The following is a 13,334-nucleotide window of genomic DNA, read 5'->3' as shown; positions in this document are numbered from 1 at the left end:
GGATAGAGGATTTCACTTTATAAAGACTTTAGGAGGCAGTTAGCCTCCTAAAGAAACCGAAGCTTTACGATCTCTTAGAAGAATCATGTCTTTTAAAATATTCACAGATTCTTCCATCTGTAAATCGTTGCTACCAAAAGAACGCATTTCATCCGAAGAACCTTTTAATTCATCCAAAAAGATCTTGTAGTTTTTATTTTCATTTAATCGCTGTTGACTATTCGCTGAAAGCTGGGGAAGCATCTCTCTCCACACCGTCTCTTCCTTCTGTAGATTTGGAAGGTAGTATTTCTGAAACCACGGACGCATATGAGAATCAAGATCCCCCAAATTGTCATCCATGACATTATCACAATTATCCGAAGGTAGGGGGTGCTCTAAATACCGTTCTCCTAAGGGTTCTTCCAAATAACGTGAAGCTATATGAATATCAGAACGAACTCCATGAAGTTGGGTTGACTTTCCTGAAGGGGAGTAGTATTTTCCTACAGTAACTTTAAAAAATCCTTCTTTATCAGAATCTGCTGTAATTGTTTGATGCTGGATTGTCCCCTTCCCGTAAGTTTGTTCATCACCAACGATTATAGCTACGCCATAATCTTGTAATGTTTGAGCAACAATTTCTGCCGCGGATGCAGAACTTTTTGAAACAAGAATAGTTAGAGGCCCATCGTAGAATTTTTTAGGAGATATTGTGCGGTAACGTTTAATACTGCCGTCCGCATAACGCGAAACAACAACGACTCCATTGGTCATAAATAACCCAGACACTTTAATGGCTTGTGAGAGAAAACCTCCGGTGTTCTCTCGAATGTCTAAAACGAGTCCTAGGAGATTCTTATCTTGTAAACTTTGAATAGCACGCTTTAAATCTTGTTCGCTAGAAACCTGGTTTTCTCCTTCATAGAAAGAGTGCAAGGTGATCTTGCCAATAATCCCATCTCCGTAAGGCTCATAGGAGACATCCACACGGCGATCATCCAAACTAATCTTTTCTCTTCGTAATTTAACTGTGCGGTTTTGATCCTTACTATGCACATCTAAGACCACCTCAGAACCTTGAGAGCCTCTAAGACAATCTAAAACAGCTTTAAATGGGAGATTTTCTATGCTTTTACCGTCCACACGATAAATCACATCATCCACATGCAATTCACTAGTTTTATCTGCAGGGCCTCCAGGAATAATCTCTTTTATAATAACCCCATCGATATCTTCTTTTAAGATAACTCCAATCCCACACATGCCCTTTTCTAATTGAATACGCATAGCAAGGGCTTCATCTTTGCTAAAGTAGGTTGTGTGCGCATCTAAACTGTGCACCATAGCTTTAACAACACGCACATGGAAGTGGTGAGACTCCTCCTCCAGAGACATCGGTTTCCCATAGTCATTAATCCCTAGATAAGGGTTTTCATATGCCTCAAGTTGACGTACACAAAGTCGTGTTAAAGAAGCTTCTTTACCTAAATATCTATCTTTAGAACCATCTGACAAATACACAGAAATATAGGAAAGTAGTAAAGAACGCTGTCTTTCCTTCAGCTCCTGAATAGAATGTGCCCATTGACCAGGCTTCTTTATAAGCGTATGCGTGGAAGCTTCTCTAACTAAAGCCACAGGATCAGATAACCATTCCGAACGCCATTGACGCGCACGAGTAATACTGTCCTTAACTACATGATTTAAATTCTGATAAACGGAAAAATTATTCGTTTTGTAATTTCTCAATAGACGTTTTTTGATATCCGTAGACTGGATAAAATTACTGACTTCTTGCTCTGTAAGATAAGCTTTATGAGGATCAAAAGATTGAGAATACCCTATTAAGGAGCGAATCAAAATGTCTGAAGAGATATCCTGAATATCGATATGATACTCAATGAGTTTATCTACAGTTTTCCTTATGTCCTCTTCACGAAATAATTCAGAAGAAAAAGAGAAACTAGGAAGGAATGTTAGAACAAGAGCGCAAAGACGTAGTATTTTTATCATTACAAGTATCTTTGTTGATCATGGATACTCGTAACATCGGCACAAAACGCTCAGGCTTGAGCAAAGATTTTGGACTTCAAGAAAAAACTATTCAGAATAAATAGGTTGGTAAAAAAATATTCTTTTTAGGTCTGCGAAATGCAGGAACGCAGGGAATTGTGCATATCGTAAAGCATGTTGATTAATAGTATACCGGCAGCAATGAAAACTAAGAAAGAACCTATAACGAAGTAAGCTCCTGAAAAAGGCAAGGTTGCTTGCGGAATGAAACTTAATCCAGATAAAATCAATGCGAGAATAAAGAATACAACTGCCATCGCAATCATGACAATGTTGCGCGAAGAAGCATATACTTGTTGTTGACAATCCGCACGTAAAAAATTAATGGGGATTTCCGTAGTCATAGGCTTCCTTCGACTTAAAGAATAAACATTATAAAAAAAATGACATAAGAAAACACTTAAAATAAAGCTTTGAAACAGATAGAGCTATGCTCCAATCTCGGTATTCTGCTTAAAGAATTTCTTGTTTCCCCGAGTTTTTTGCCCGTGCTTAGAAAATTTCCTTGAATTAACATCCGTATTTCTTTCAAAGCATAAGAGGGTGATTATTAAAACTATTCTTGAAAACGAGGAAAGCTATCGAGAATTGCCTATTGAAAGTATATAAAATGTAAAAAATCCGTGCTTCACTCGTAAAAAGATGATTTTATATAAAGACATTTTCGTAAAAACTCCTATTCCTCAAGACAGGGGACGAGGTGATTAGTCTTACGGAAGATCTGCAGATCAATCTAGTCGCGGTTGCATAACAGGAGGCCTGTTTTGGGGAAAGCAGGTTCCTCGTGTCTTTGTTTTATTCCTTAGGTGGCATTTTCAAGCGGGATAGAATAAAAGCAAGGTGCTATAGTTCTTCTTTGGGTTGCGTGAATGATAATGTATTAGGTTCACCCGTTTGATGTCTTTCCATGAAATTCTAAATTTTTTCTCTCACGAATTTATAGAGCCGTTTTTTCAATTCTAAAACTGAAAAATAAGTTTTTCATACTGGAATGATTTTTTTGAATATCAGATGATTATACTCCAGTTCCTATCTGAAAATAAGCCCTTGCAAACAAAGGATCCTTACTCTATATTTTCCCCCTTGTAGTAGTTAGGTTGAATTGAGAAGGATACATGCCAACCATTAATCAATTAATACGTAAAAAGCGTCAATCTAGCGCGTCTAGAAAGAAATCTCCTGCCTTGCAGAAATGCCCACAAAGACGTGGTGTGTGCCTGCAAGTGAAGACAAAGACTCCTAAAAAGCCGAACTCAGCTTTACGTAAAGTTGCCTGGGTGCGCTTGTCTAATGGCCAAGAGGTAATCGCCTACATTGGTGGCGAAGGGCATAATTTGCAAGAGCACAGCATCGTTTTGGTTCAAGGTGGTAGGGTTAAAGATTTGCCCGGTGTTCGTTATCATATCGTTCGCGGAGCTTTAGATTGCGCTGCTGTTAAAAATAGAAAACAAAGCCGTTCTCGATACGGAGCAAAGCGTCCTAAGTAGGACTGTTCTTTATTTAGGAAAGAGAAGTTAGAGGTTAATTTATATGTCAAGACGACATGCCGCTGAGAAGAAGGTAGTCCCAGCAGATCCTATATATGGAAGTGTGACTTTGGAAAGATTTATTAATAAAGTCATGATGCACGGGAAGAAAAGCATCGCTAGAAAAATCGTCTACTCAGCTCTAGAAAGGTTTGCTAAGAAAGTGGGAGCTGAAAATGCTTTAGAAGCTTTTGAAGAAGCTCTAGAAAACGCAAAGCCTTTGCTTGAAGTTCGCTCCCGTCGCGTTGGGGGTGCTACATATCAAGTGCCTGTAGAAGTTGCTGCAGGACGTAGGGATTGTTTGGCTATGCAGTGGATTATTAAATTCGCTAGGGCAAAGCCTGGGAAATCTATGGAAGTAGGTTTGGCAACCGAGCTTGTTGACTGTTTCAATAAGCAGGGAGCTACAATCAAGAAGCGTGAAGATACTCATCGTATGGCTGAAGCAAATAAAGCATTTGCTCATTACAAGTGGTAAAATAGTATTTAATCTCGGTTTGGAAAAGGCAGAACAAGTTCATGAGTGATCAGGAATTCGATTTAAGCAAAATTAGAAACATCGGTATCATGGCTCATATCGATGCGGGAAAAACGACAACGACAGAAAGAATTCTTTATTACGCTGGAAGAACTCACAAAATTGGTGAGGTGCATGAAGGCGGAGCTACCATGGACTGGATGGAGCAGGAACAAGAAAGAGGTATTACTATTACCTCTGCTGCGACGACCGTTTTCTGGCTGGATTGTAAAATTAATATTATTGACACCCCTGGTCACGTAGATTTTACTATTGAAGTTGAGCGATCTCTTCGTGTTCTGGACGGCGCGGTAGCCGTATTTGATGCAGTGTCTGGAGTCGAGCCCCAGTCAGAAACTGTTTGGAGACAGGCCAATAAATACGGTGTTCCTCGAATTGCTTTTGTCAATAAAATGGACCGTATGGGTGCGGATTACTTCGCAGCTGTTGAATCCATGAAAGAAAAACTCGGTGCTAACGCTGTTGCTGTACACTGTCCTATTGGTTCTGAAAGCCAATTTGTTGGGATGGTAGATCTAATCTCTCAAAAAGCTTTGTATTTCCTAGATGAGACTCTAGGAGCTAAATGGGAAGAGCGAGAAATTCCTGAGGAACTAAAAGAGAAATGCGCAGAACTTCGTTACGCTCTTCTTGAAGAACTCGCTACAATAGATGAAAGCAACGAAGCTTTCATGGAGAAAGTTCTAGAAGACCCAGATTCTATTACCGAAGATGAAATTCATGCGGTTATGCGAAAAGGGGTTATTGAGAACAAAATCAACCCCGTATTGTGCGGAACCGCATTTAAAAACAAGGGCGTACAACAACTCCTTAACGTTATTGTAAAATGGTTGCCATCACCTAAAGATCGTGGCACGATTCATGGAATTAGTTTAAAAAATAACGCAGAGATTTCTCTAGAGCCTAGAAAAGACGGGCCTTTGGCCGCTCTAGCTTTCAAAATTATGACAGACCCCTATGTCGGTCGTATTACCTTTATCCGTATTTATTCCGGAACTCTCAAAAAAGGTTCGGCGATACTCAACTCTACTAAAGATAAGAAAGAGCGAATCTCTCGTCTGTTGGAGATGCACGCTAATGAAAGAACGGATAGAGATGAGTTCACTGTTGGGGATATCGGTGCTTGTGTAGGTTTGAAATTCTCAGTAACAGGAGATACTCTCTGTGATGAAAATCAGGAAATTGTTCTTGAGAGAATAGAAATTCCTGAGCCTGTGATTGATATGGCTATTGAGCCTAAATCTAAAGGCGATAGAGAGAAATTGGCCCAAGCTTTGAATGCTCTTTCTGAAGAAGATCCCACGTTCCGCGTGACTTCCAATGAAGAGACTGGGCAAACAATTATCTCTGGAATGGGTGAATTACACTTAGATATTCTTCGCGATCGTATGATCCGCGAATTTAAAGTGGAAGCGAATGTCGGTAAGCCTCAAGTTTCTTATAAGGAAACAATTACTAAAAACGGCGCTAGCGAAACAAAATATGTAAAACAATCTGGTGGTCGTGGACAATATGCTCACGTTTGCCTCGAGATTGAGCCTAATGAGCCAGGGAAAGGTAATGAAGTTGTCAGCAAAATTGTTGGTGGTGTCATTCCTAAAGAGTATATCCCTGCGGTTATAAAAGGGGTGGAAGAGGGCTTAAATTCAGGAGTTCTTGCCGGTTACGGCTTAGTTGATGTGAAAGTAAACATCGTATTCGGTTCATATCACGAAGTGGATTCTAGCGAGATGGCATTTAAAATATGCGGTTCGATGGCTGTTAAAGAAGCCTGTAGAAAAGCTGCTCCGATAATTTTAGAACCTATTATGAAAATCGCAGTAATCACTCCCGAAGATCATTTAGGAGATGTAATCGGAGACTTAAATCGTCGTCGTGGAAAAATCTTGGGTCAGGAATCTTCGCGAGGTATGGCACAAGTGAATGCCGAGGTTCCTTTAAGTGAAATGTTTGGATACACAACGTCTTTGAGATCCCTGACTTCCGGAAGAGCAACATCAACAATGGAACCAGCCTTCTTTGCTAAGGTTCCTCAAAAAATTCAAGAAGAGATTGTTAAGAAGTAAGGAATATATGAAGCAGCAAAAACAGAAAATTCGTATTCGTCTGAAAGGATTCGATCAAGGACAGCTGGATCGATCAACTGCAGATATTGTTGAGACTGCTAAAAGAACAGGTGCTCGTGTAGCAGGTCCTATTCCTTTGCCCACAAAGAGAGAAGTATACACTGTATTGCGTTCTCCTCATGTGGACAAGAAGTCTAGGGAGCAGTTTGAAATTCGGACGCATAAGCGTTTAATTGATATCCTGGATCCTACAGGAAAAACTATAGATGCCTTAAAAATGTTAGCTCTTCCAGCAGGAGTTGATATTAAGATCAAGGCTGCATAAATTAATCTGACAGGCTATGCATTTGTTAAAGAAATTTAAGGCTCAGAGAGTATCTCTTCTCTCACGAGAGCTCATTTCTTGTTGCGATTCTAATGTTGCTTCTTCTGATGCTGGCCATGTTTATCAATTGTTTTTCAAAACAGCAGACTCTAATTTATCTTATAAGGTGGGGGATTCTCTAGGCATATTTCCAAAGAATCCCATACATGTTGTTGAAAAGATCCTTGAGTGCTTAGGCTATTCTCCAACACAACTCATTCAAACTCGAGAATCTTCTCAAACAACTCTCTACGACTTTCTGAGACGTCTGGCTAATGTAAATAAGCTTCCATCAAGACTTAAGTCTTTTTTCCCAGACTTAGATGAGTCCTTAACCTTTTATGATGCCATCCGAAAATATCAGCCCCGTATTCCCGTAGACCTATTCGTAGAAAGCGTTCAGCCCCTATTGCCCAGATTTTATTCAATAGCTTCAGCACCTCTTCCTAAAGAGGAGAAAATTGAGCTTCTGGTCAGGCTCGTAAGTTATCCCGGGGAATATGAAAATCATTATGGCGTATGCTCCTTCTTTTTATGTAAGGAACTACAGTTTGAAGAGGGCTGCCATGTATTCGTACAGCCTACAAAGCATTTTACTATCGCAAATGATGTACAAAATAAGCCCATTGTAATGATTGGCTCTGGAACAGGAATCGCTCCCTACAAAGGCTTTGTGCAACAGCGTATTTATAATAATGATCCCGGAATGAATATTCTCTTTTTCGGAGAACGCTTTGAAAAAGCAAATTTCTATTACCAAGATTTTTGGAAAAATGCTGTGGACAATAAGCAACTCCAACTCTTCTTGGCCTTTTCTCGTGATGGAGATCAGAAAATCTATGTGCAAGATCTTGTCAAAGAACAAAGAGAACTTATCGTTAAAGCATGCGAAGAAGGGGCGTATTTCTTTGTTTGCGGAAGTAAAGTCCTAGGAACAGAAGTTAGAAAGACCCTGGAAGATATCCTAGGGAAAAATCAGCTCTTCCAGTTAAAGGAAGAGCGTCGTTACGTTGTCGATGTCTATTAACCGCAATACTCCATAACTGTAAGTACGCAAAAACATTGTACGCCATCGCCACAACCAAAATCACTCAAGCCTTCCCCAGAAGTCGCAGTAATGCCTACGGATCCTAAAGATATATTTAAAGCTGAGGCTATGCTTTGCCGCATAGCAGATAGCTTGGGAAGAAATTTAGGACGATTTCCCTCAATAGTAATAGCTACGTGAGAAATCAATTGGTTCGGTTTTAATGACTTTATAGCTTCAGATAAATATATGCTGCTGTCAGTAATGCCTCGCGTGTGGAAAAGCTCGTCAGCAACGTCTCCTAGTATGATTCTATGCGTGACGGAAGAGATGGCGTTGCAAATAGCGTGGAAAACAATATCACCATCGGAATTTGCTTGGAAACCAGGACTATTTTCAAAGATTACCCCAGCTAAAATGCAGGGTTTTGCAGAACTTTCAGAGAGGAAACGATGGCTGTCTTGCCCGATTCCTACACGATAAACCCATTGTGGTTTAGGCAAGGGAGAGTCTTTTTCTGCGTTCATATTTGTTATACCGCTTTAAATTCCTTTATCGAGATTTACTGCTATTTGAGAAAGTTTTCGTATTCCCAAATCTCCAGGGACTTCCTGTAGTTGAAAATCTCTGGGGAAAATATACAAGATAATCAGAATTCACGCACCTATACATATATAAAAATTCTTCAAGAACACTTTTAATCGAAGAAAAATTATTGGTTTAGTTGAGCAAAGTATTTTTATATCATTAGGTGTTGTTAAAATAGTTTGTGTTTTAATCTAAAATATTAGAAAATGTTGAGATTTTTATTCAAAACGGGTTTAAATTAGTGCCATGCAGATTAGATTCCAAACAACTCAGGAATTTGACAGTAGAATAGGCCAGATATGTCATCCAAGGTTCTATTTGTTATTTCCTAGAGATGATGAAGGTCTCTGGGAGGTTTCTTGTGACTGGGATTTAACAAGGCCCGCAGCACTAAAGAATTCCCTATTAGCAGCGATTCCTATCGTCGGCTCCGTCATGGGATTGATCAAACTCTTCAGTGTGTGGTCAGTGAAATTTCAAGATGAAAGTATATCCAAAATATTGGTTTACACATTCACGGGGTTCTTGGAATTTTACGGGTTGGGTATCGTGGTGCTGCTGTTAAAAATTCTCTATCTGTTTTTAAGAGTCATTTGCGCAGCGTTCCAGGATGTTCCCCGTGTAAATCAGAGAGAATACGTTACCCCTAGGGTAGAACAAACGCAAACCTCCGGATCCGCAGGCCTGCTTTTTTCATAAGCTCTTTGATAATAGAGTCCCTATTCTTAGAAATATCGTTGCGTTAAAGCGAATATTTCCTTATGATAACCTATCTGAAATGGCTGGATAGCTCAGCTGGTAGAGCAGAGGATTGAAGATCCTTGTGTCGTCGGTTCGATCCCGGCTCCGGCCATACTCGGTTAACGTTCAATGCGTCTAGTTTTTCTTGAAAAACTAAAATCAATGACTTTGTGTTTTTTATAATTTCAACGTTTGCTAAAGTATTTGGCGAATGTATTGAGTCCTAAGCACAGAATAAAGAATCATAAGGAAAGAATTAATGAAGCCCTACGCGATAATTCAGACCGGAAACAAGCAATATCAAGTTTCTGAAGGAGATGTGATTGACGTCGAATTATTAGACGGTGTCTCTGAAGGACAAGAAGTTGTTTTCGAGCAAGTATTGTTCACTTTTGACGGATCTAAAGCTTCTTTAGGGACTCCTACAGTAAGTAATGCTGTAGTAAAGGGAGAGATGTTGTCTCGGGTTCGTGGAGAAAAAGTCATCGCCTATAAATACAAAAGACGTAAAAATTATCATCGCAAGACTGGTCACCGTCAGAACTATCTTAGAGTAAAGATTAGTAATCTAGTGATGTAATCGATTGGTGAAAAACTAAAGGATTTTGAAATGGCACATAAGAAAGGTCAGGGAGCAAGCCGTAACGGTCGCGATTCAGAGTCAAAACGTCTCGGAATGAAAGTGGGCGCAGGGCAAAGAGTTACCACAGGAAGTATTCTTGTAAGACAGAGAGGAACTAAGTGGCATCCTGCAAAGAATGTAGGTAGAGGTCGTGATGATACTTTGTTTGCTTTAGTAAACGGTATCGTTGTCCTAAGAAAAACAGATCGCACTTACGTTTCTGTTCTTCCAGAATAAGTCTTAAAGACAAGATTCTTCAAAAACTAGTTTGTCAAGAAAGCTTTATTTTTTGCTCACGCATGAAATAGGGCTTTTCTTTTTTAATAGCGTTTATGGTGTAGGGATAATTACACAATGTTTTTAGATCGGATTACCATAGAGTTGCGTGCAGGGAAAGGCGGCAACGGTGTTGTAGCTTGGAGAAAAGAAAAATATCTTCCTAAGGGCGGCCCCTACGGCGGTAACGGTGGTGTCGGCGGATCTATCATTATTGAGTCAGCTACTCACGTATACTCTTTTGAATCCTATAGAAACATACGCTTTTTAAAAGCCGAAGACGGTCAGGCTGGAGCAACAAATAACCGTTCCGGAAGAAATGGGAAAGATCTTGTTTTGGTTGTTCCTGAAGGTACCTTGTTGCGTGATGTAGAAACCCAAGAAATTCTATACGACTTTACAAAAGATGGAGAACGTTTAGTGATTTGTCGCGGAGGCAAAGGGGGGAAGGGAAATACCTTTTTTAAAACGTCTACTAACCGCGCTCCTACGAAAGCTACTCCAGGAAAACCAGGGGAAGTACGTCAAGTAGAGTTTGAACTAAAACTTATCGCCGACATCGGTCTCGTAGGATTCCCAAATGCAGGAAAATCTACCTTGTTTAATACTCTCGCTAGAACAGAAGTTAGGGTAGGAGCTTATCCATTTACTACGCTTCAGCCTGTATTAGGGCTGGTTCCTTGTCAGGAAAAGCTGTATCAAAAACCCTGGATTATAGCGGATATTCCGGGGATTATAGAAGGCGCCCATCAAAATCGTGGCTTAGGATTGGATTTCCTAAAACACATTGAACGCACCAGATTGTTATTGTTTGTTATCGATATTTGTGGGTGTGAGAGATCGTCTCCAGAAGAAGATCTACGTATCCTTATAGACGAGCTTCTGCATTATAAGGAAAATCTCGCAGATAAGAGTAGAATTATTGCTTTAAATAAGATCGATGATCTTCTTCCAGATGAAAGACAGGAACGCCTAGAAAGTTTTCAAAGACTGTTCCCTTCAGAAAAGTTTGTGTTGCTATCCGGATTGACAGGAGAAGGCGTCGATTTGCTGAATAGTCTTTTCACAAATAGACTCGCCATATAAGCAAGTCCCATCAAAATCGCAATCGTTGGTCCCGCTGGGAAATCTAAAGCATAGGCGACAACAATTCCCGAGCATGAACATAGAACGTTCAGAAACACCGAAATGATCATGATGTGGGCCATTCTATAGGAAAACCTGCAAGCGATGGATATAGGCAAAACTAGCATGCTTAGCGTTAAAATTACCCCCATGATATAAATCAACATCACGATGGTGATTGCTGTAAGGATTAGCAAAAGCAAATACCAAGTTTGTACAGAATAGCGACTGAGCATCATGTATTTCTCATCGAAGCATAACGCAAGAAATCTAGTATGACAAAGTACTACTGTTGTAAGAACAACAACATCTAAGACTCCCAGGCTATAAATGTCGTGTGTAGTTACCCAAAGAATATTTCCAAAAAGAAAATTGATTAATTCCGAATTAAAGGCCGGAAGTTGGGAGATGAAAATAATCCCAATAGCCATGCCCACAGACCAAATCATCCCAATGAGAGCGTCTTCTCTTTCTTGATACTTGAGATGGACTTTCCCAATACAGATCGCAATAATTACCGCGCCCACTATAGCCCCATACATTGGGGAGAACTCAAGATTTAGTTGGTATTGCATCCATAGAGTAAGACCTATCCCCCCTAAAATAGAGTGAGAAATACTTCCAGTAATAGAAACAATACGTTTTACCACAATATACGACCCAACGACTCCTCCAGCTATAGATGCTCCTAAAGCTGCAAGTAGGGAGGGAAAAAGTAGAGCAGGTAGCATAAGACCAAAAAAAGAAATCATAGACCAGCCTTTTTTTCGAAGGAATCACAACAGAACTCCTGAGATATCGTTGGGGTATTCGTCAAAGTTGTGAGAGTTCTGCTCATATAAAATAGTTTGTTGAAATGACTCGTTGTATGATGTAAATCATGGGTAATCATGAGAATTGTACAACGGGCATTGAGCTTAGTTAGAATCTGTAAGATGCGCTGCTGATTTTCCGGATCAATATTTGCCGTCGGTTCATCAAGAATGAGGAGTTTTGGATGAGAAGCTAAAGCTCTAGCGAGCAGTACCCTCTGGATTTGTCCTCCGGATAGGCAAGAAAAGCACGTATCCCTGTGATGTAGAAGATCTACGGTTTCTAGGGCTTGTTCGGCAGATTCATGATCAAGTTTCGAGTATTTTCCATGCCAACGTAAAAAAGAAAGCCTTCCGGAGAGAACCACATCTTTTACAGAAATAGGGAAGGAAAAATCATAGGCAAAGTGTTGGGGAACCCAACCGATAGCTAATTCGGAATCTTTTTTACACGTAGAGTAAGTTTCTAGGGTCCCTAAAGTTGGTTTTAATAGTCCTAGAATAAGCTTGACTAGAGTTGTTTTCCCTCCGCCATTAGGTCCTATAATGCCAACAAAGTCCCTTTCATGAACCATGAAGGAGACATTATTGATAATCCAAGAACTTTTCGGTGCATACCGAAAGGAAAGATTCTTAACAAGTATTTGTAAAGTCATAAATTAGCAAGAGTCGTCGCTATGGTTTTTAGATTATTTATCACGTTTTCTTCATAAGGATCTAAATTTACCGTATTCATGTGAAAACGCTCGGCAAGCATGGCGCTACTGCGCTTGCCTGCATGACGAAGTAAAATCATAGAAGAAATTCCGTGCTTGCGGATACTTTGAGCTGCGCGTACAACATCTTGGGGAGAAGGATCTGTGTGATTGTTTTTTTCAACAACATGTTGGAAAAAGTTGTAATCTCGACAAAAATAGGCGAAAGCTCCGTGGGCTACTAAAATATGACGCTGCTTAGCAGAGGCTGTGATTTCTCGAATCTCCGTATCTAAGGTATCGAGAGTTTTACTTAGCTTTTCACCATTTTTTTGATACAGAGCCGTATGCTCTGGGAAATGTAAACATAAAGCTTCCACAATGGTCGCTACTTGTATTTTCAAGTTTTTAGGACTTAACCATGTGTGGGTGTCAAAGCTATGGAAATGTTTTGCACATCCTGTATATCCAGGAATAACGTCTACATTTTTCGTAAGATTTACCTGAGGGCAGGAAACATTTTTTTCACAGGCTTTTTCAAAGTTTTCTCCCATACGAAACCAAAGTTGAGCACGGAGGAGTTTTTCCAGGTGTCGGGGAGATAGCTCATAGGTATGGGGGTCATAGTTATTAGTAACTATGGAACATACTTCGCAGGTGCCTTCTGTGATCTGTTCAACGAGAAACTTATAAGGAACTATACTGACAAGCACTTGTTTTTGTTCCGGCGAGTCCCCATAAACATGTGAGAAACTAAAAAGGAACGAAAAAATGAAGAATATTCTAAACATGATCTAGGTAGATTGATGAACTCAGCTATTATCCTATTGACCAGCAATTTTAATAAAGAGTGAATTCAAAATTGCTTTGTAGATTTTTTTTAAAATCCTTTGTGTTCA

General features: G+C 39.9%; 15 protein-coding genes and 1 tRNA gene. 10 read left to right on the top strand and 6 right to left on the bottom strand.

Annotation, left to right across the window (positions count from 1 at the left end; translation table 11 throughout):
- Window positions 1-39: 39 nt before the first annotated feature.
- The gene (locus tag CF_RS04105) at window positions 40-1,995 is read right to left on the bottom strand and encodes a S41 family peptidase (protein ID WP_011458366.1); all 1,956 of its coding nucleotides are present in this window, start codon (window positions 1,993-1,995) and stop codon (window positions 40-42) included.
- Window positions 1,996-2,120: 125 nt separating this feature from the next.
- A complete protein-coding gene (locus CF_RS04100; RefSeq protein WP_011458365.1) occupies window positions 2,121-2,399 on the bottom strand; it encodes a hypothetical protein in 279 nt (92 codons plus the stop codon).
- Between the two features lie 771 nt (window positions 2,400-3,170).
- On the opposite strand from CF_RS04100, the gene rpsL reads away from it, so the two are divergent.
- The 5 genes from rpsL to CF_RS04075 are packed head-to-tail and all read left to right on the top strand — an operon-like array spanning window position 3,171 to window position 7,576.
- Window positions 3,171-3,542 (top strand): 30S ribosomal protein S12, encoded by a 372-nt coding sequence (gene rpsL / locus CF_RS04095; protein WP_006342868.1) that lies wholly within the window; start codon window positions 3,171-3,173, stop codon window positions 3,540-3,542.
- Between the two features lie 43 nt (window positions 3,543-3,585).
- Entirely contained in the window at window positions 3,586-4,059 is a 474-nt protein-coding gene (gene rpsG, locus CF_RS04090; protein ID WP_011458364.1) for a 30S ribosomal protein S7, read from the top strand.
- Window positions 4,060-4,100: 41 nt separating this feature from the next.
- Complete coding sequence (gene fusA / locus CF_RS04085) at window positions 4,101-6,185, top strand: elongation factor G (protein ID WP_011458363.1); 2,085 nt, start codon at window positions 4,101-4,103, stop codon at window positions 6,183-6,185.
- A 7-nt stretch (window positions 6,186-6,192) separates the two neighbouring features.
- Entirely contained in the window at window positions 6,193-6,510 is a 318-nt protein-coding gene (gene rpsJ, locus CF_RS04080; protein WP_006342871.1) for a 30S ribosomal protein S10, read from the top strand.
- A 16-nt stretch (window positions 6,511-6,526) separates the two neighbouring features.
- Window positions 6,527-7,576 (top strand): sulfite reductase flavoprotein subunit alpha, encoded by a 1,050-nt coding sequence (locus tag CF_RS04075; protein ID WP_011458362.1) that lies wholly within the window; start codon window positions 6,527-6,529, stop codon window positions 7,574-7,576.
- On the opposite strand, the gene ispF is transcribed toward CF_RS04075, so the two are convergent.
- Window positions 7,573-8,103, bottom strand: coding sequence for a 2-C-methyl-D-erythritol 2,4-cyclodiphosphate synthase (gene ispF, locus CF_RS04070; RefSeq protein WP_011458361.1), 531 nt, complete (start codon window positions 8,101-8,103; stop codon window positions 7,573-7,575). The two genes, CF_RS04075 and ispF, sit on opposite strands and share 4 nt — an antisense overlap.
- Window positions 8,104-8,482: 379 nt before the next feature.
- On the opposite strand from ispF, the gene CF_RS04065 reads away from it, so the two are divergent.
- The 5 genes from CF_RS04065 (at window position 8,483) to cgtA (ending at window position 10,889) form a co-directional block, all read left to right on the top strand.
- Complete coding sequence (locus CF_RS04065; protein WP_232500664.1) at window positions 8,483-8,863, top strand: hypothetical protein; 381 nt, start codon at window positions 8,483-8,485, stop codon at window positions 8,861-8,863.
- Window positions 8,864-8,944: 81 nt separating this feature from the next.
- Window positions 8,945-9,017 (top strand) — tRNA-Phe (locus tag CF_RS04060).
- A 147-nt stretch (window positions 9,018-9,164) separates the two neighbouring features.
- A complete protein-coding gene (gene rplU, locus CF_RS04055) occupies window positions 9,165-9,485 on the top strand; it encodes a 50S ribosomal protein L21 (protein WP_011458359.1) in 321 nt (106 codons plus the stop codon).
- A 30-nt stretch (window positions 9,486-9,515) separates the two neighbouring features.
- Complete coding sequence (gene rpmA, locus CF_RS04050) at window positions 9,516-9,764, top strand: 50S ribosomal protein L27 (protein ID WP_011458358.1); 249 nt, start codon at window positions 9,516-9,518, stop codon at window positions 9,762-9,764.
- Between the two features lie 117 nt (window positions 9,765-9,881).
- A complete protein-coding gene (cgtA, locus tag CF_RS04045) occupies window positions 9,882-10,889 on the top strand; it encodes an Obg family GTPase CgtA (RefSeq protein WP_011458357.1) in 1,008 nt (335 codons plus the stop codon).
- Here the strand turns inward: cgtA and CF_RS04040 are convergent.
- The 3 genes from CF_RS04040 to CF_RS04030 are packed head-to-tail and all read right to left on the bottom strand — an operon-like array spanning window position 10,787 to window position 13,226.
- On the bottom strand, window positions 10,787-11,680 hold the full coding sequence (locus tag CF_RS04040; protein WP_011458356.1) for a metal ABC transporter permease: 894 nt from the start codon (window positions 11,678-11,680) through the stop codon (window positions 10,787-10,789). The two genes, cgtA and CF_RS04040, sit on opposite strands and share 103 nt — an antisense overlap.
- A complete protein-coding gene (locus CF_RS04035) occupies window positions 11,677-12,396 on the bottom strand; it encodes a metal ABC transporter ATP-binding protein (protein WP_011458355.1) in 720 nt (239 codons plus the stop codon). The genes CF_RS04040 and CF_RS04035 overlap by 4 nt, the downstream gene beginning before the upstream one ends.
- Window positions 12,393-13,226, bottom strand: a complete 834-nt coding sequence (locus tag CF_RS04030; RefSeq protein WP_011458354.1) for a metal ABC transporter solute-binding protein, Zn/Mn family — start codon at window positions 13,224-13,226, stop codon at window positions 12,393-12,395. The genes CF_RS04035 and CF_RS04030 overlap by 4 nt, the downstream gene beginning before the upstream one ends.
- Between the last annotated feature and the right edge of the window lie 108 nt (window positions 13,227-13,334).

Origin of the sequence: Chlamydia felis Fe/C-56 (assembly GCF_000009945.1) — a bacterium.
In the GTDB taxonomy this organism is placed as follows: Bacteria; Chlamydiota; Chlamydiia; order Chlamydiales; family Chlamydiaceae; genus Chlamydia; species Chlamydia felis.
Note: the sequence above shows the minus strand (reverse complement) of the source record. Positions and strands in the feature narration are given on the sequence as shown.

Excerpts from the sequence above, each read along its gene's own strand:
- CF_RS04105 (WP_011458366.1), bottom strand. The coding sequence starts at position 1,995 with ATGATAAAAATACTACGTCTTTGCGCTCTTGTTCTAACATTCCTTCCT.
- CF_RS04100 (WP_011458365.1), bottom strand. The coding sequence starts at position 2,399 with ATGACTACGGAAATCCCCATTAATTTTTTACGTGCGGATTGTCAACAA.
- rpsL (WP_006342868.1), top strand. The coding sequence starts at position 3,171 with ATGCCAACCATTAATCAATTAATACGTAAAAAGCGTCAATCTAGCGCG.
- rpsG (WP_011458364.1), top strand. The coding sequence starts at position 3,586 with ATGTCAAGACGACATGCCGCTGAGAAGAAGGTAGTCCCAGCAGATCCT.
- fusA (WP_011458363.1), top strand. The coding sequence starts at position 4,101 with ATGAGTGATCAGGAATTCGATTTAAGCAAAATTAGAAACATCGGTATC.
- rpsJ (WP_006342871.1), top strand. The coding sequence starts at position 6,193 with ATGAAGCAGCAAAAACAGAAAATTCGTATTCGTCTGAAAGGATTCGAT.
- CF_RS04075 (WP_011458362.1), top strand. The coding sequence starts at position 6,527 with ATGCATTTGTTAAAGAAATTTAAGGCTCAGAGAGTATCTCTTCTCTCA.
- ispF (WP_011458361.1), bottom strand. The coding sequence starts at position 8,103 with ATGAACGCAGAAAAAGACTCTCCCTTGCCTAAACCACAATGGGTTTAT.
- rplU (WP_011458359.1), top strand. The coding sequence starts at position 9,165 with ATGAAGCCCTACGCGATAATTCAGACCGGAAACAAGCAATATCAAGTT.
- rpmA (WP_011458358.1), top strand. The coding sequence starts at position 9,516 with ATGGCACATAAGAAAGGTCAGGGAGCAAGCCGTAACGGTCGCGATTCA.
- cgtA (WP_011458357.1), top strand. The coding sequence starts at position 9,882 with ATGTTTTTAGATCGGATTACCATAGAGTTGCGTGCAGGGAAAGGCGGC.
- CF_RS04040 (WP_011458356.1), bottom strand. The coding sequence starts at position 11,680 with ATGATTTCTTTTTTTGGTCTTATGCTACCTGCTCTACTTTTTCCCTCC.
- CF_RS04035 (WP_011458355.1), bottom strand. The coding sequence starts at position 12,396 with ATGACTTTACAAATACTTGTTAAGAATCTTTCCTTTCGGTATGCACCG.
- CF_RS04030 (WP_011458354.1), bottom strand. The coding sequence starts at position 13,226 with ATGTTTAGAATATTCTTCATTTTTTCGTTCCTTTTTAGTTTCTCACAT.